Origin of the sequence: Agrobacterium larrymoorei, from assembly GCF_013322225.1 — a bacterium.
Taxonomy (GTDB): Bacteria; Pseudomonadota; Alphaproteobacteria; order Rhizobiales; family Rhizobiaceae; genus Agrobacterium; species Agrobacterium larrymoorei_A.
In genome coordinates this window covers 138,691-155,228 of sequence record NZ_JAAMFB010000043.1, presented here as the reverse complement: position 1 = coordinate 155,228, position 16,538 = coordinate 138,691, and the positions used below count along the sequence as shown (strand labels likewise).

14 protein-coding genes are annotated in these 16,538 nt (G+C 56.7%); 10 read left to right on the top strand and 4 right to left on the bottom strand.

The window, feature by feature from the left end; genetic code table 11:
• Positions 1 to 48 precede the first annotated feature (48 nt).
• The 3 genes from nocQ to G6L28_RS21845 all read left to right on the top strand — a co-directional run bounded on the left by nocQ (position 49) and on the right by G6L28_RS21845 (position 2,521).
• On the top strand, positions 49 to 759 hold the full coding sequence (nocQ, locus tag G6L28_RS21855; protein ID WP_065657618.1) for a nopaline ABC transporter permease NocQ: 711 nt from the start codon (positions 49 to 51) through the stop codon (positions 757 to 759).
• A gap of 1 nt (position 760) precedes the next feature.
• Positions 761 to 1,486: a nopaline ABC transporter permease NocM gene (gene nocM / locus G6L28_RS21850; RefSeq protein WP_065657532.1), complete on the top strand. Its 726-nt coding sequence runs from the start codon at positions 761 to 763 to the stop codon at positions 1,484 to 1,486.
• A 114-nt stretch (positions 1,487 to 1,600) separates the two neighbouring features.
• Positions 1,601 to 2,521 carry a LysR family transcriptional regulator gene (locus G6L28_RS21845; RefSeq protein ID WP_065657531.1) on the top strand — a complete coding sequence of 307 codons (921 nt, stop codon included), beginning with the start codon at positions 1,601 to 1,603 and terminating at the stop codon, positions 2,519 to 2,521.
• 118 nt (positions 2,522 to 2,639) lie between these two features.
• Here the strand turns inward: G6L28_RS21845 and G6L28_RS21840 are convergent, their stop codons facing one another.
• Positions 2,640 to 4,595 (bottom strand): hydantoinase B/oxoprolinase family protein, encoded by a 1,956-nt coding sequence (locus G6L28_RS21840; protein ID WP_065657530.1) that lies wholly within the window; start codon positions 4,593 to 4,595, stop codon positions 2,640 to 2,642.
• 3 nt (positions 4,596 to 4,598) lie between these two features.
• Positions 4,599 to 6,635 (bottom strand): hydantoinase/oxoprolinase family protein, encoded by a 2,037-nt coding sequence (locus G6L28_RS21835; RefSeq protein WP_065657529.1) that lies wholly within the window; start codon positions 6,633 to 6,635, stop codon positions 4,599 to 4,601.
• Positions 6,636 to 7,244: 609 nt separating this feature from the next.
• Here G6L28_RS21835 and G6L28_RS21830 point away from each other — a divergent pair.
• The 7 genes from G6L28_RS21830 to nos all read left to right on the top strand — a co-directional run bounded on the left by G6L28_RS21830 (position 7,245) and on the right by nos (position 15,086).
• Positions 7,245 to 8,363: an NAD(P)/FAD-dependent oxidoreductase gene (locus G6L28_RS21830; RefSeq protein WP_065657528.1), complete on the top strand. Its 1,119-nt coding sequence runs from the start codon at positions 7,245 to 7,247 to the stop codon at positions 8,361 to 8,363.
• Positions 8,360 to 8,653, top strand: coding sequence for a (2Fe-2S)-binding protein (locus G6L28_RS21825; protein WP_065657527.1), 294 nt, complete (start codon positions 8,360 to 8,362; stop codon positions 8,651 to 8,653). The genes G6L28_RS21830 and G6L28_RS21825 overlap by 4 nt, the downstream gene beginning before the upstream one ends.
• A complete protein-coding gene (locus G6L28_RS21820) occupies positions 8,650 to 10,068 on the top strand; it encodes an NAD(P)/FAD-dependent oxidoreductase (RefSeq protein WP_065657526.1) in 1,419 nt (472 codons plus the stop codon). The genes G6L28_RS21825 and G6L28_RS21820 overlap by 4 nt, the downstream gene beginning before the upstream one ends.
• Before the next feature lie 47 nt (positions 10,069 to 10,115).
• Positions 10,116 to 11,072, top strand: a complete 957-nt coding sequence (rocF, locus tag G6L28_RS21815; RefSeq protein WP_081307297.1) for an arginase — start codon at positions 10,116 to 10,118, stop codon at positions 11,070 to 11,072.
• Positions 11,073 to 11,147: 75 nt separating this feature from the next.
• Entirely contained in the window at positions 11,148 to 12,230 is a 1,083-nt protein-coding gene (locus tag G6L28_RS21810; protein WP_065657525.1) for an NAD/NADP octopine/nopaline dehydrogenase family protein, read from the top strand.
• A 47-nt stretch (positions 12,231 to 12,277) separates the two neighbouring features.
• Positions 12,278 to 13,342, top strand: coding sequence for an ornithine cyclodeaminase (locus tag G6L28_RS21805; RefSeq protein ID WP_045231694.1), 1,065 nt, complete (start codon positions 12,278 to 12,280; stop codon positions 13,340 to 13,342).
• A 505-nt stretch (positions 13,343 to 13,847) separates the two neighbouring features.
• A complete protein-coding gene (gene nos, locus G6L28_RS21800) occupies positions 13,848 to 15,086 on the top strand; it encodes a D-nopaline dehydrogenase (RefSeq protein WP_045231695.1) in 1,239 nt (412 codons plus the stop codon).
• Positions 15,087 to 15,510: 424 nt separating this feature from the next.
• On the opposite strand, the gene G6L28_RS23255 is transcribed toward nos, so the two are convergent.
• On the bottom strand, positions 15,511 to 16,188 hold the full coding sequence (locus tag G6L28_RS23255) for a RolB family protein (RefSeq protein ID WP_410171772.1): 678 nt from the start codon (positions 16,186 to 16,188) through the stop codon (positions 15,511 to 15,513).
• A 51-nt stretch (positions 16,189 to 16,239) separates the two neighbouring features.
• On the bottom strand, positions 16,240 to 16,527 hold the full coding sequence (locus G6L28_RS21790; RefSeq protein WP_139103023.1) for a hypothetical protein: 288 nt from the start codon (positions 16,525 to 16,527) through the stop codon (positions 16,240 to 16,242).
• Between the last annotated feature and the right edge of the window lie 11 nt (positions 16,528 to 16,538).

Sequence of the window (16,538 nt, the reverse complement as noted above, 5' to 3'; positions counted from 1 at the left end):
CTCATGCGGCCGGCGCTCTATCCGTTTCGCAAGCTTGAGGCGTGGTCGATGGATTTAACACTATTGCAATGGGGAGACGCCGGCTGGGGCGATGAATTGGTGCGCGGGGCGATGATGACTGTTGTCGTCGCAGCCTTTTCGTACCTTTTCGGAATCATCTTTGGTTCGATTTTCGCTGCGGCAAAGCTATCCCGTTTCTGGTCACTACGCCTGCTCGGTGACGTCTATACGACGGTCGTTCGCGGCGTCCCTGAACTGCTAATCATCTTTTTGGTATTCTTCGGTGGCGGCACACTCCTGCGCACCATCGCCAATGGACTGTTCGGATACGAGGGGTACATCGAGCCCCCAATCTTCGTGATCGGCGTCCTCTGCATCAGCGTGAGTGCCGGAGCATATGCCACCGAGGTCATTCGCGCTGCCGTTCTCGCTGTTCCCCCAGGTCAGATCGAAGCGGCGAAATCCATTGGAATGGGTCCATGGCTGCGGCTGCGCCGGGTGCTGATCCCACAAGCGGCTAGGTTCGCCCTCCCAGGCCTTGGAAATGTCTGGCAATTCACGCTCAAAGACACGTCGCTAATCTCCGTTGTCGGCCTGGTCGAAATAATGCGGACAGCGGCGATGGGCGCAGGTTCGACGAAGCAGCCCTTTACCTTCTACATCACCGCCTTCGTGATCTTCCTTCTTCTTTCCTCCGTCTCGAACCGGGGCTTTCTCAAAGCTGAAAAGTGGGCGAACCGCGGTGTGAGGAGCCAATAATATGGATATTCAACTCATCATCGAGTCGTTCCCCAAACTCATTGCTGCCGTCCCCACGACGCTGGCGCTCGCGTTCATATCGCTTCTCATCGGATTTGTTGTTTCGGTGCCTGTCGCGCTGATGCGGCTTTCGAAAAACCGCATCGTTTCTTCGGTAGCATACAGCTACGTCTACCTGATCAGATCGACCCCGCTTCTGGTGCAGATGTTCCTGATTTACTACGGGTCGGCTCAGTTCAGAGGGTTCCTCACGGAAGTTGGTCTGTGGTCGTCGTTCCGCGAACCGTGGTTCTGCGCGATCCTCGCTCTGGCCCTCAATACCGCGGCCTATACCAGCGAAATCATCCGGGGCGGCATACAGGCGGTTCCTCTCGGGCAGATCGAAGCCGCGCGCGCTGTTGGCATGTCCACAATTCTCCAGTTTAGGAGAATCGTGTTCCCGATCGCCATCCGGCAAGCGTTGCCGGCCTATGGCAACGAAGTGATGCTCATCATCAAATCAACGTCGCTCGCTTCGACAATCACTATCGTCGAAGTGACCGGTCTGGCGAAGCAGATCATCTCGGCCACCTACAGCCCGGTCGAAGTGTTCATCGTCGCCGGTGCGATCTACCTGTCCATCACGTTCGTTGTTAGCCGTCTGGTCATGCTGGCGGAGTGGTGGCTCAATCCGCACATGCGCGCCCGGGTGGGCGGAACGGCTCCGAAGGCGGCGGAGACGCATTAGAACTTGGAAATCCCCGTTGGATTACCGATCGAAAGAGTGCGCTCAGGCGAATCTCGACGTAACATTCAAATATTCGGGTTTGACTGTTACGTTGCTTTGTATTGGTGACCGGAGATGTCGTATCAAATAGAGATCGGAAGCATCCGCTGCTTTGTCGTTGCCGCTGAAGAACTACATTTCCGCAGAGCCGCGATCCGACTGAACATGTCGCAGCCAACGCTCAGCCAGCAGATCAAGCGGCTTGAAGAGCTTATGGGGGTGCAACTGTTCATCCGCTCTACGCGGCGCGTGGAGCTGACGCGTGCGGGAGCATCATTCCTTGATCACGCGCGCGAGATCCTTTTGAAAATCGACGAGGCGATCCTCAATGCCAAGCTGGAAGCCGGCGGTCTCAGTCCCGGCGGAGAAGAGCTGATCATCGGAGCGATCAGCCCGGCCACCAGTCAATTGCTCCCCTTGATCTTGAGCCGTTTCCGGCAAAGGTTTCCCAGGACTAGGCTTGTCATCAAAGAGGTCGATTCCATCGAGCTTCTGCGAGGGATCGAGCGCGGTGACTTCCATGTCGGGTTGATGCGACCGCCATCCAACAGCAATCTGGTACGGTTTCAGCACCTGTTGTTGGAACGATTTGTTGCCGTCATGCCCTGCCAATCAGCACTTGCGCGGAAACCGGCGTTGAGATTGTCAGATTTCGCCGGGCACGGTGTTTTCGCGTTGAAGCGTTTCGAGCTATCGAGCTTCGAGGTAGTCTACAAGCAGCTTTCCAATGCCGGGCTACTGATCGAAAACGACATTGTTGTCTCCGATACCACCACGGCTCTTGCCTTGGTGACTGCGGGCGTCGGCATTACATTCTTGCCGGAGTGGGTTGCTGCGATGGCAAACGACGGTGTCGTCACGCGGGCTGTCGATGATATGTCCGTCGAAATTTCAATGGCCGTGGGCTGGAATCCGGATTGCCCGGTTCCGGGGATACTGCCTTTTGTCGAGTTTGCGACGTTGGCTGCGCAAAACCTGATTTCAGCACGAAAATAGCGGCGCTTGTGAAATCCTGAATGAACAAAGGATGCCCCTGGAGGAGGCATCCCTTCCAATAGCCGCACTTTCAGACGACCGTTCACACTAACTGATTACGATCACAGGACCCTCGCCGCTACAACCGGCCGGCTTCTTCGGCGATGACTTGATCCAGTTTCCCGGCATCAACCCGCTCACCTTTCGCCAACAGGCGGTGATGAACGCGATCGACGAGCTGGCTGCGGATGCGCTGTTCATAGGTCAATGCCCGCGATGCCAGTTCCCTGCGTGTCTGCTGCGACCACACCTGGTCCTGACGCTGGCGTTCGATGCAGAAATTGAAGTCGTCTGACTTTCGGTTCCCGCGTTCGCGGCGATGTTCCGCGGTCGCCGCCTCGTCGATCTTACCGTCCCGGTCGAAGACGACAGCATAGACGTCGGCGGCCCGCTCCGGGGAAAGCATGCCGTTTTCGATCTCGCGCGCGATCGCCGCCACATCCCGCTCAAGAGGTTCGCCGAACGCCCCGCCTGTGGAACTGGTGATCCTGAGAATATCGCCCTGTCCGAGCTCCAGAACCGAGATCTTGCCGACCGATCGCTCATCGGGTCGGCCAGGATTGACGACTGCCTTACCCAGAAGACCGATCTCTCCCCCCTTGAAGCCCCACGGCGCGAACACAAACCGGTTCAGGTTTCTGACCGTTATGACCGCGCGATTTGACGTGTTTTCCATTTCGATTTCGAGCGCTGCGCCGCTGGCGAATCTTCCCGCGCGGCGACTGTCCGGCACGAGGCGGAGCGCCCGCATGACCAGCACCGTTTCGATCTCGATGACTTCGACTGGCACGCTGCGCTGTGAGTAACGTACTTCCGATCCGTCCAGGCCGTCAACGCCACGGCGGGCACCGCCGCCGCCGTCGATCGTACCCACCACGTTGACACGGTCACGGCCTGTACGAGGATCGGGAGCCGAAACGACGATAACCCCGCTCATACCGCCACCGGCTGCGGCAAGGCCCTCCGGTAGTGCCTGATTGAGGCACCCCAGGATAACGTCGTAGGCGCGTGTCGCTGATGCAGCACGAGACCCGCCGGATGCGGGATAGACCGCGTTGAGAACCGTGCCGCGCGGAGCATGGCCGTGGATCGCCCGCAAGATACCGGAGTTGCGCGGCGTCAGCGGATCAACGGTCAGGATGTAGGCGTAAAGGCACTGGATAATGTAGGGGTGGGTGGTTGCCCCCGTTACCAGGTTGTAGGCGGCCGCCAATTGCGGATCCGTGCCGGTAAAATCAACCTCGATCTCGCTGTCCTTCACCGTCATGGTCACGCTGAAATAGGCCAGCTGACCATCATGGATCCCTTCAAGATAGTCCGAGAAGGTATATACACCGTCCCGAATCGTCCTGATCACCGCGCGGGCCTTGGTCTCCGCGTAGTTGATGACGTCCTGCATCCCCTCCTCGACACTCTCACGATCATATCGCTCGCAAAGCTCGCTGACGCGCCGGTCCATGCTCTTCAGGCCCGAGATCATGGCCTGAATGTCCCCCCACAACTCGGTCGGACTTCGGCTGTTGTCCTGGAAAATCGACTTGATCGCTTCGTTCAACACCCCTCCTTCGTAGAGCTTCATTGGCCTGACACGGAGGCCCTCCTGGAATACTTCCGTGAAGGCTGGCGAGATACTTCCTGGAACGGCGCCGCCGATATCGGACGCATGGACAAATGCCCAGCCGATCGCGATCAGCTTCTCGTCGAAGAAGATCGGATAAAGCAGCGTAACGTCCATCAGGTGCGTCACCAGACCGTCCGTGGCAAAGGGATCGTTGGTGATGATGATATCGCCTGGCTTCAGGTTCTCCCGGCTGATGGCATCCAGCGTCGGCTTCAACGGGGAGCCGACGAAGACATTGACGCCAGACAACATCGGATAAGCGAACATTTCGCCTTCGGCGGTCGCAATCGCACACTGGTAATCCTGGACGATCTTAACAAAAGTCGTGTGGGCGGTGCGGTAGATCGCGGCAGAGGCTTCTTCGACAATCGCGTTGAAGCGATTGTTCATGACGGCAGTACGAACGGCATCCATTGATCAGCTCCGGGTCATGAGGATTGCGCCAAAGGCTCCGACGCGGGCAACGAACTCTGGCGGAACGACGATCGTCGCATCACGCTGCTCGATGACAGCCGGCCCCTGGATCGCATCGTTGGGGGTGAGAGATGCGCGATCGAAGACGCGTACCTCGGGAATGAGTTTGTTGTGGAAGCGCATCGAACGAACCGTTTTGAGCGCACCGCCAGCCCCGGACGTTTCAGGTGTTGTGGGCTGAGGTATCGACATCGATCCACGCACGCGCATGCGCAGGTCGACGAATTCGACTGGCGCCGCTTTGTCGGCATGGCTGTAGATGCGTTCGTGCTCTTGGTGGAAGGCGGCATGCATTGCGGCAATGTCGTGCGCTTCGATCGCCGTATCCGGCAGCCGCACGTCAACCTGGAAGGACTGCCCGACGTAGCGCATCTCAGCCCAGCACTCGAACGTTTTCGACACGAGACGCTCCGGCGGTGCCTGCCGCGATAACCATTCGGCTCCCTGCTCGCGAAGGACCTGAAACTTCTTCGCGATGAGAGAACCATCGATATCAAGGCCGTGGACGGTTTCGAGCGCGTCATTGCTCAAATCAGAGACAAGGCCCCCGAGGGCACAGAATACGGAAGGTGTCGCCGGCACAAGAACGCGGTTCACGCCGATCTCGGCCGCAAGGAGCGGCCCCTGGATCGCGCCAGCTCCGCCGTAAACGAGCACCGTCAGATCTTCGGGATCGACGCCCTGGCGTGCGAGATAAGGCAAGACACCGGCCACCATGTTCGAGCTTGCGACGGTGACGCACATTTCCGCGGCGCTGAGCACGTCCGTCTTGAGAGTCTCCGCAATCGGCGCCATAGCGCGTTCGGCGGCATGACGATCGAGCTGCATATCGCCGCCAAGAAGGGCTTCAGGCAAATAGCCCGCAAGTAAAAAGGCATCGGTCAGCGTGGGTTCCGTGCCGCCTCGGCTGAAGCAGGCAGGGCCAGGATAGGACCCAGCACTGCGCGGGCCGATACGCAACACCCCGCCATCAATCGTGACGACCGAACCGCCGCCTGCGCCGATCGCCTCGATGCTGGTAACTGGCATGACAACCGGAAACTCACCCACCTCGGCCGAAGTCGAGGTCAGAGCTTCGCCATCGCGCACGAGCGAGATGTCAGTGCTGGTGCCACCCATGTCCATGGTGAGGATGTTATGTTCGCCCAAGGCGCGGCCGAGATATTGCACAGCCGTCACGCCAGACGCCGGACCCGACAGAAGCGTATGCACAGGGAAGTTGCGCGCCTCACTGGCGGCCATCGCACCACCGTTCGAGCGTGTGACGAAAAGTTGCGACCCCGGCAGCCGTTCAGCCACATAGGTTTCGACCGCACCGATATACTCGTTCATCCGGCGTTTCACGAAAGCGTTGAGCACACTGACGATCGCTCTTTCGTATTCTCCGATCCGCGGCCAGATCTCGCTGGACAGACTGACTTCGGCATCCTCGCCGACCGCTTTACGGATAACCCGCGCGACCGCTTTTTCATGCTGCGGGTTGGCGTAGCTGTGAAGCAGCGCGACCGCATAGCCGGCAGCACCTGCGTCGGCTGCCCGACGGGCAAGTGCCTCGACTGCGGCCTCGTCGATCGAGGTTCGAACCAAGCCACCGCGCAGCAATCGTTCCTCGACCTCGAAAACCATTTCGCGATCGATCAGCGGCCTGGTTCGGGTCTCGAACATGTTCAGAGGGTTGCGGACGCCGATCCGCTGCAGTTCGAGCAGATCCCTGTATCCCTTCGTTACGAAGAACGCGATCTTCGGCCCTTTTCGCTCGATTACGGCATTCGTGCTGACCGTGGTGCCGTGCATGACGAGGGCTGCCTCGCCCGGCTCGGGCGCGAGCCGTTCCAGTAGTTTTTCAAATCCCTCACGGAAACCGTTTTCGAAAGCGGGAGGAGTCGAAGGGACCTTCAGAGTGACGATCCTGTCCTCTCCTTCACGCCACCCGCAAAAATCTGTGAACGTCCCACCGATATCAACGCCGATTCTAAGCATCTGCCGCTCACCCTCGCTTCTTCAGTTGGTCGGCCTGCGGGGTATTTCGATCTGTTCTGATCTGCATGAAACCTGTCTCCGTCCTGGAGTGATCATCGCGATATTTCAGCGATGAATACGCTGCTCACTCCGTTTGGAGAATTTGCATATCCCACCGATTGATTGGCAACGGCAATCAATCGGAACGGATGAGACTCGCCTGCTTATAGAAACTGAGGGCGATGAAGGTGACTGAGATTAACCGGTCGCGTCCTGTGGCTCGCGACGGCCCTAGGACCGTGCCGCCTTCATAACATTTGAACATCGCCGCATACCTATTACTGCCCTTGTAGCATGGACGGCAACGCCTTATCCCTAAGCTGGAAGGCAAGAATTCCAAGATAGCCAGATCTGCAATCGACCCGCTTCACATGGTGATCATCTGTTCAAGACTGATGAAACCGAAGCAAAGAAGGTCCTCAAAACTTGGCCGTCAAACGGCGACAGCTGGACACACTGTATAGCCGACCGCACGAGGATTGAAGGATGCGTCTGGCTCACTGGGGGCTAATGGCCACGGATCGAACGTTTCGCCCGGGCACGGAAGCCTTCGTATTGTGAGAAGGTTAAATGGATCACGAGTTCGAGACAGCCATTGTTGGCGGCGGCGTAGTGGGCGCCGCAATTGGATACGGGTTAGCCAAGTTGGGACGCCGGGTGATCATCATCGATGGCTCGGACGATGCGCTGCGTGCGTCCCGAACGAATTTCGGCCTGATCTGGGTTCAGGGCAAGGGCGACGAATATCCTGAATACCATCGCATCACGCGGCAAAGCGCTGAGCTGTGGCCAGGTTTTGCATCCGAGTTGAAAGAACTGACAGGTGTCGACGTGGAGTACCGCCGCAACGGTGGTTTGCTCTTTTGTGTGTCGGAAGCTCAGGCGGAAGAAGAAAAAGCGATCGGCGAGAAGATGGCTGCCATTCATCCTGACTATCGCTTCGAGATGCTGGAGCGCTCGCGCGTTGAGCGCATGCTTCCCGACATCCGTCTCGGGCCGAAGGTGTGTTCAGCGTCGTTCAGTCATATGGACGGTGACGTCAATCCTCTGCTGGTCCTTCGCGCTCTGCTGGACGGATTTGTGCGCCTCGGTGGAACCTTGATGACGGGCGAACACGTCGACAGCATCGCGCCCACGCTTGGCGGCTTCCGACTGGCGACGGATGGCCTCACGATAGAGGCGGAGCGGGTGATTATTGCAGCGGGAAATGACTCCATGGCTTTTGCCAAGAGCCTGGACCTTCCGCTTCTGCTCGTTCCGGAAAAGGGGCAGCTTCTCATCACGGAACGGGTCGCCCCGGTTTTCCCTTACGCCGCCAGCGGTATCCGTCAGACCATGACGGGCACGTTTCAACTCGGCGTTACGAATGAACGTGTGGGCCGGTCTACCGACGTGACAGCTGCCGGCGCACGTCATATCGCCAATCGCGCGATCAATGTGATGCCTGACGTCGGCGCGTTGCGTGTCATACGGCAGTGGGCGGGACTACGCGTGCTGACCCCGGACGGGGTGCCTGTCTACGATCGGTCGCGGCGATACCCAGGTATCCACGTCGTGGCATGCCATTCCGGCGTAACCCTTGCCGCTCTGCATGCAGGTCCTTTTGCCGAATGGTTGGCAGCCGGTGGAATTGAGCCATCCTACGACGCTTTCCGCGGCAGCAGATTCAAGATGGGGATCGCGGCGTGACGAGTGAAATTCTCTTTCCCTGCGGCCAAGCCGTGGAAATCACCGTCGACGGTCGTCTTGTGACCGCTCGCGATGGAGAGCCTCTGGCCGCCGTCTTTCTGCGTCTGGACGACATCCATACGCGGACCTCCTTTCCTTCCGCCCAGCCCAGGGCGCCCTACTGCATGATGGGCGTCTGTTTCGAATGTGTCGTGCACGTCGAAGACATCGGCACGATCCGAAGCTGTCAGCAAACGGTTCACGCCGGCATGAGGGTCGAACGCCATGACCATCCGAAGAGGCTGAAATGAACCATCATTCGAGCGCCGACCTGTTGATCGTCGGAGCCGGCCCCGCTGGCATGGCCGCAGCGAGGCGCGCTGTGCGCGGCGGTCTGTCCGTCATCCTGCTGGATTCGCAATCACAGCCTGGAGGTCAGATCTGGCGCAATGCCGGCCGCAACGCGACGAGCCCAATCATAAACGTTCTGGGGGCGGAATATCGACGCGGCGTCCGGCAAGTCGAAGCATTTCTGGCCTGTGGCGCCGACTACATCCCGGATGCTCAGGTAAACAGGCTCAGCCAGGGTTGGACGGTGGAATACGTCTGGGGTGGAGAAATTCGCTCCGTCAGGGGACGGCATCTCTTGCTCGCTACGGGCGCACAGGAACGCCCGGTTCCGTTCACCGGCTGGACGCTACCCGGCGTCATGACGGTCGGCGCCGCACAGATCCTGTTGAAAACGGCAGGTCAGTTGCCGAGAGGCCCCGTTGCCGTCATCGGCAGCGGGCCTCTCCCGCTGCTATATATGCAGCAGATGCGGCTCGCGGGCTCAAAGCCGGTCGCTTATCTCGATACGACCCCTCGGGGTCTCATCAGCCGTTCGCTGCGCGGTTTTCGCGGAGCACTGCAGGAGCCTGGCCAAATCCTGAAAGGGATTGCCTGGTTACCGCAGTTCAGTGGCGTTCGGCACGTACGCAACGTGGTCAAAATCAGCGCCAAAGGAAGCGGACGACTGGAAACTGTACGGTTCGAAACTTCAAACGGAAGGTCCGACAGATTGGAGGTCAAATCCCTTCTTGTTCACGAGGGGCTGGTGCCAAGCCATCAGTTGGCTGTGTCGGTCGGCGCGCAACTGATGTGGGATGTCGGCCAGTCAGCGTTCCGGCTTGAGCGCGACGAGTGGATGAACGCAGGTCCGGACGGACTGTACATAGCCGGGGACGGTGCGCGGATCGGAGGCGCCGTCAATGCCGAGATCGAAGGAGAGATCGCCGCGATCGGCGTCCTTCTTCGTGACGGCGCCCTGACGGCCGCTCAGGCGGATACCGAGGCAAAACCGCTGAGAGCACAGCATGGCCGGCAAAAGTCGTTCCGGCGATTTCTGGATGGGGCCTACCCGCCGAATATTGCGCGGACCCCGCCGGACGACGAAACGATCGTCTGCCGGTGCGAGGAGTTGAGCGCGGGCATGTTGAGGGAAGCTGCTGTCCGTGCCGCTTGCCGAGGCCCCAACCAGCTGAAGAGTTTTACCCGCGCGGGCATGGGTCCCTGTCAGGGAAGGCAGTGCGGCTACCCGGTGCACGAACTGGTGAAGTCAGTCGCCGGGCTGACCGCCGGCGAGGTCGGCCTGTTCAATCCGCGGCCTCCCTTCGTTCCATTAACGGTGTCGATGCTGGCAGCTCAGCAGGCCGAGGAAGTCATTTCAGCGTCGACACATGAGTGATCGTTCGGCCATCGCCACAGCGTGGTGTCTAAAGTTGCAGTCAAGAAATGAACGCCTCGCGGCGTCGCAAGGAGAATGAGTTGAAGACGTGCCAAATCCCGGGAGCCCCCGTTCAAAGCGGCGCATCCCAACCCGGATGCCTGATGGGGCCTGATGCGTTTCGGACTGCCGGCTTGTCGCGAGCTTTGACGGAACTGGGCTGGGCCGTCACTGATCTCGGAGATGCGACGCCGACGGCGGAGCCCGAAATCAGTCACACCAATTCCGCGGTGAAGAACCTCGATGCTCTGGTGGGATGGACGCGCAGTCTCTCCAAAAAGGCGCTGGAGATGGCCCGCAGCTGCGATCTTCCGGTTTTTCTCGGCGGCGATCACTCAATGTCTGCCGGTACCGTTTCCGGGGAGGCCGAACGAGCGGCCGAACTCGGCAGGGAGCAATTCGTCCTCTGGCTGGACGCGCACCCAGACCTGCATACCCTACACACGACTGCAAGCGGCAATCTTCATGGCACGCCGGTCGCCTACTATACGGGCCAGCCTGGCTTCGAAGGACTACCGCCGCTGGCCGCGCGTGTGGATCCCCGCAACGTATCCATGATGGGAATTCGCTCGGTCGACCCGGAAGAAAGGCGCCGGGTTGCCGAGATCGGTATCGAAGTCTCCGACACGCGGGTTCTGGACGAGCAAGGGGTCATACGCCCGCTGGGCGTCTTTCTTGACCGCGTGAGCAGGGCCAAGGGCAGATTGCACGTCAGCCTCGACGTCGACTTCCTCGATCCCGGGATTGCGCCGGCGGTGGGCACCACGGTTCCGGGCGGGGCGACTTTCCGAGAGGCACACCTCATCATGGAGATGCTCCATGACAGCGGTCTCGTCACCTCGCTCGACCTTGCGGAGCTCAATCCGTTTCTGGACGAGCGAGGGCGCACGGCCCGACTGATGACCGATCTTGCCGCGAGCCTGTTCGGCCGGCGCGTGTTCGACCGGGTGACAACAGCATTTTGACCACCGGGTGTGGCCCGGTGCGATCGAGGTTTGCCTCTCGCATTGAGACAACCCTTCGAAACCAGGAGGAAGAAGATGAAGGTTGGAATCGCCGGAGCAGGATCGATCGGCATTGGGTATGCGGCGTTCCTCTTGCAGAATGGACATGAGCCATTGATCTGGTCGCGTTCACGCGAAAGAACTGCTGCTTTCTCTGCCGGCGCACCGGTGAAGATCACGGGTGCGATCATCACGGAGTTCCACCCGCATATCTGCACGAACGCCCAGGAATTGGCCGAAGCCGATGTGATCGTGCTGGCGCTGCCCGCCTATGGTCACCGCTTTGTTCTCGACGCTCTTCTGCCGCACCTCAGCGCACGTCATTCGGTGATCATCAGCGCCCATCTTTCCTTTGCGGCGCTCTACCTCGCCAAAGGGTTGGCCGAGCGTGGAATCGAGATCCCAATCACGGCATGGAGCACAACTGTGCTGACATGCAAGCTGCGGGAGGCGGATACGTTCAACATCGGCGCCATCCGGGCAAAGGTCGATATGGCGACCGTGCCGGAACGTTTCGCAGGACGGGCGCACGAAACCTGTGTCGCTCTGTTCGGTGATCGCTTCGACGTGAAGGACGATATCCTCACGATCGCATTGAGCAATCTCAATCCCCAGGACCATATGGGCATCGCGCTGTGCAATCTGTCACGTATCGAGCGAGCTGAGGAATGGGGTCAGAACACCAACGTCACGCCTGCCGTCGGCCGCTTCCTTGAGGCGCTCGATCTGGAGAGGCTGGCAATCGCTTCCGCCTTCGGCAAGACGGTCCGATCCACCTTCGATCACTTCCGATTGTCGTTCGACATATCCGGCCAATCCGTTTCGGAAATATCGTCGATCCTGGTCGAGCGCGGAAGCGACCCGGCAGGCCCAAAGAGCGTTGATACTCGCTACGTGCTCGAGGACGTTCCCTTCGGTCTGATCCCGACCCTGCATCTGGCAAAAGCAGCCGGCCTGTCTGCACCCTTGCATGAAAGCGGCGTGCAGATCTTAAGCGCCTGCTACGGACGCGACTTCTCCGAAGAAAACGACCTGCTTCCAGACCTCGGCCCGCTCGATCTGCCCACGCTCAGGAAACGGGTAATCGCCGGGTACGCGATCACGGACGAACCCGTGTGATCCGGGCTCGTCCGACAGTCTATCAAACCAATGAAGGGGGCCAAAAGATGCCCGCAATTGCCAACCTCAACATCGTTCCGTTCATCAGTGTTGAGAACATGATGGACCTGGTGGTCAGCACCGGGGTCGAGAACTTCCTTGTTCAACTGGCCGGCTACATTGAAGAAGATTTCCGGCGCTGGGAAAGCTTCGACAAGATTCCACGCATCGCCTCGCATTCGCGGGACGGCGTGATTGAACTCATGCCGACGAGCGACGGCACCCTCTACGGCTTTAAATACGTCAACGGCCACCCGAAAAACACGAAGTCGGGACGCCAGACGGTGACCGCGTTCGGCGTGCTCTCCGATGTCGATAGCGGCTATCCGCTGCTGCTGTCGGAAATGACAATCCTGACGGCCTTGCGAACGGCCGCAACCTCCGCGATCGCGGCAAAATATCTGGCGCGTAAAGATGCGCGCACGATGGCGCTGATCGGCAACGGTGCCCAGAGCGAGTTCCAGGCGCTCGCCTTCAAGGCGCTGCTCCATATCGATCGGATACGGCTTTACGATATCGACCCGGAGGCAACCGCTCGCTGCAGCCGCAATCTCCAGCGGTTCGGGTTTCAGATCGAGGCGTGCACCTCTGCGGAACAGGCGGTCGAAGGTGCCGATATCATTACGACAGCGACGGCCGACAAGCACAACGCCACGATCCTGAGCGACAATATGATCGGGCCCGGCGTCCACATCAACGGCGTCGGCGGCGACTGCCCAGGCAAGACCGAGATGCACCGCGATATCTTGCTGCGTTCGGATATTTTCGTGGAGTTTCCGCCACAGACCCGGATTGAAGGCGAGATCCAGCAACTCGCGCCAGATCATCCTGTGACGGAACTTTGGCGCGTAATGACTGGCCAGGACGTCGGCCGAAAGAGCGACAAGCAAATCACGCTTTTCGACAGCGTCGGATTTGCGATCGAGGATTTTTCGGCGCTGCGCTACGTCCGCGACCGCGTTGAGGGATCAAGCCACAGCAGCCCACTCGACCTAATAGCCGATCCGGACGAGCCTCGAGATCTCTTTGGAATGTTGCTGCGTCGTCAGGCTTTCCGAACTTTGGGAAGTTGAAGAGATGCCAATAGCGCGTGGACCGTCGAGCATCTAGAACGGGCTCTATGGGGCTTGCACATACAAACGAACGATCGAATGAGTCTTTCACGCTCTTACAAACATACAAATATTCTAATAAATGCTCTTTTCTCTTAGGTTTACCCGCCAATATATCCTGTCAAACACTGGATATTTACAATTGATTACGGAAAAGGACAAACCGATCAGGAGCGCAAAATTTAAGGCAGCCACGCTATTGACCGGGGCGATGACGTTGGACAAGCCGTTTTAATTTTGGGATGGATTGAACTTTAAAGTTGAAGGAGCCACTCAGCCGCCGGCTGCTAGAGTTTTAATGAGCTAAGCACGTACGTCAGAAACCACTGTTGGGCGTACAAAAGTCGCCTCAGGTCACTGTCAGCCAGCAAGAGTTTCTTGCCACAACGCAACTGACGTTTGACATAAATTCCTTTCGGAACTCAATCAGATATCTCATATTCTCTCTCAACCAAAATATTCGATAATGGCTCTCGCTTCATCCTCAACTTCTCTACCTGTCCCAGCCGCAGGTCATCATCCGCTTCCCTTGACTGTAGGTGTCCTCGGTTCTGGTCACGCTGGGACTGCATTAGCGGCTTGGTTCGCCTCTCGGCACGTTTCCACGGCTCTGTGGGCACCAGCGGATCATCCAGGATCGATCTCAGCAATCAAAGCCAACGAAGGAGTCGTCACCACCGAGGGAGTGATCAACGGTTCATTTACGGTCTCAGCCTCTGATGATCTGCTCGCAGTTATTCGCTCCAGCCATCTACTGATTATTGTCACCCGTGCGGACGTTCACGACAGCTTCGTCAGTGAACTAGCCAACTTCAACGGTGAACTCGCAGAAAAGGATATTCTCGTCGTCTGCGGCCATGGGTTTTCCATGAAGTACGAGAGGCAGCTGCAATGCAAGCGAATACTCGAGACGGATAATTCGCCCACAACGTCTAAGCTATCGGATAAAAAAAAATGTAAGGTCAACATCAAGGAAATGAAAGCTTCTTTCGGACTGTCGTGTTTCCCAATTCATCGAAATGATGTTGGCGTCATCGATTTACCCGAAGATATCAAGATCATCTTCGCCCAGCTATTTACGGCTAGGATCATCCCCATCCCACCATTGCAGGTGCTGTTCTTTTCCAACTATATCACTCATGCGATTGCCGCTGTTATGAACATCGGAAGATTGCGCGACCCTGTCAATTCCCTTACCAAAAGAGCTGAGCAGTGGCTTCTTGAACTAGACGAGCGAACCCCACGAGCCGAGACGGACTTTTTCTTTTATGGTGAAGGATCCAACACTTACGTTTGCAATGTTCAAGAGCAGGTAGACCAAGAGCGCCGGAAGGTTGCCAAAGCGTGTGGGTTGCATCTCAATTCTCTCTTGCAGGAATGCAATGATGAATATGGCACTAATTATGCGACCCTAAGGGAATATTGCCTCGCACCATCACCTCATAACGTGCATTATGCATGCCCTGACAACATGGAACATCGTTATTTTTCTGAGGAATTATGCTCATTGGAGGATATCGCGGCAATTGCAACTATTACCAAAATCGAGATGCCCCTCACCCGCGCGTTCATCAATATTATTCATGCGGGAAAGGCAAACTTTCCGCCAACTGACAAAACATCCAGCGTGATTGGTAACTTCAGGTCAGGAGACTTGATCCGCTTTGGTGCCACCATACTTGTTAAGGATGAGATGATGAAGTAAAGAAGACGTGCGCCACGCAGTTCGTTCCAACCTCTTGTAATAAAGTTCATAAGTCCGCACGCCTATCACCGTATTGCGATGCATCTAATATTATTTCTGTTGAATTATCATATTTATGTAAAATGTAACGCGTATTTTTCTTATCAAGTGTGTTTTTTGTGCTTTCGACTTTGTTATTTTTATGTTTTCTATATTAATCTAGCAACAAAATAAAGGATGTTAATTTCGTATAAAATCAAATTTTTCCTAGAGGAAATCCCCTCACACAGACATTCTTAACTACTAATTATCACAATCCGGAATTACTTTATATTACAATACAAAAACCCCATGATATAATATAACGTTAAAAACACACTCAAGATTCAGTTAACATTAATATTTGAAAAGCAATACACATTCACAATCAACACTCTGCGCTAATCTAACACCGGAAACAACTACCGTAGGACCACTTAGAAAGCCTCTCAACGCTGACAATCTTCGCATCTGGTACGAGCTTAGGCGACGGCGGAAAGGCCTCACCAAACGCGACAACTTCGCATCTAAACCGTGAACCTGGGATTGGGGCAAGAAACTTGCGCTGATGCATGCCATGGATTTCGAGAAGTGAATAGTTCGTCTTGAAAAACGATACATTCGGCAGGAAAGCGAAAAACGCCTCCACATCCTTCAGGGAAAGCCGAGAGCCAGGTGAGATCTGGTTGTGCCATTTCCATATCGTCTGGGATGTCACTCCGTCGGTGTAAGGCGATTCAGTACAGGCGACAAATCTGGAAGCCGTAGTGCACAAAAATTTTCCGCACTCCACAAACCGATGAATTTCGTCGGAACTACCGTAGACGTACCACAAATCAGTGCCGGGAAGCACTGAATACAAGGTGTCAAAAGAAGGACCCCGCAGACACGGCGCTTCAGAAAAATGCGCTAACCTCCCGTCGGCTGCGCAAACCTTAGTTTTTAGAATTGATTCCTCCAACACTTTCTGAGCACTAGCTAATGTACTATTGATAAACCCTACATATGCGTCCCTAGATTCCCTAAGACGGAAATCTCCCAACGATGAATCAGATACAAATTTGACGTATCTCGGTCGGAACATTGGACGATTGTATTCCATTTCCAACTTGTAATTGAGAAGTAGAAACTTGCCTCAGACGGAATAGATATCTTCTCTGAAATCTGAAATTTGCACCAAGCGCTCTTTAAAAAAGACAAGAAATTCGTGCCGACGGTGGCCCAGCGAAGAAAAAGTTGGGGCGTAAATGTCAAAAAGCAGTTCGGCGTAGAATTTGCCACATTCTGCAAATCCACGACTTTGGGACAAAAAAGACAAAAAATATGACACATTTAGCGAAAAATGCGCCTGATTGGAGAAATATTTCCACATGCGGCGACTGTTGCGCGTTGATTGCCTGACGAGGCTACCAAGTGCACTCATGAAAATGCTAT

Excerpts from the sequence above, each read along its gene's own strand:
- nocQ (WP_065657618.1), top strand. The coding sequence starts at position 49 with ATGGATTTAACACTATTGCAATGGGGAGACGCCGGCTGGGGCGATGAA.
- G6L28_RS21840 (WP_065657530.1), bottom strand. The coding sequence starts at position 4,595 with ATGGATGCCGTTCGTACTGCCGTCATGAACAATCGCTTCAACGCGATT.
- G6L28_RS21845 (WP_065657531.1), top strand. The coding sequence starts at position 1,601 with ATGTCGTATCAAATAGAGATCGGAAGCATCCGCTGCTTTGTCGTTGCC.
- G6L28_RS21835 (WP_065657529.1), bottom strand. The coding sequence starts at position 6,635 with ATGCTTAGAATCGGCGTTGATATCGGTGGGACGTTCACAGATTTTTGC.
- G6L28_RS21820 (WP_065657526.1), top strand. The coding sequence starts at position 8,650 with ATGAACCATCATTCGAGCGCCGACCTGTTGATCGTCGGAGCCGGCCCC.
- G6L28_RS21810 (WP_065657525.1), top strand. The coding sequence starts at position 11,148 with ATGAAGGTTGGAATCGCCGGAGCAGGATCGATCGGCATTGGGTATGCG.
- G6L28_RS21790 (WP_139103023.1), bottom strand. The coding sequence starts at position 16,527 with ATGAGTGCACTTGGTAGCCTCGTCAGGCAATCAACGCGCAACAGTCGC.
- nocM (WP_065657532.1), top strand. The coding sequence starts at position 761 with ATGGATATTCAACTCATCATCGAGTCGTTCCCCAAACTCATTGCTGCC.
- G6L28_RS21805 (WP_045231694.1), top strand. The coding sequence starts at position 12,278 with ATGCCCGCAATTGCCAACCTCAACATCGTTCCGTTCATCAGTGTTGAG.
- rocF (WP_081307297.1), top strand. The coding sequence starts at position 10,116 with ATGAACGCCTCGCGGCGTCGCAAGGAGAATGAGTTGAAGACGTGCCAA.
- G6L28_RS21830 (WP_065657528.1), top strand. The coding sequence starts at position 7,245 with ATGGATCACGAGTTCGAGACAGCCATTGTTGGCGGCGGCGTAGTGGGC.
- nos (WP_045231695.1), top strand. The coding sequence starts at position 13,848 with ATGGCTCTCGCTTCATCCTCAACTTCTCTACCTGTCCCAGCCGCAGGT.
- G6L28_RS23255 (WP_410171772.1), bottom strand. The coding sequence starts at position 16,188 with ATGTTCCGACCGAGATACGTCAAATTTGTATCTGATTCATCGTTGGGA.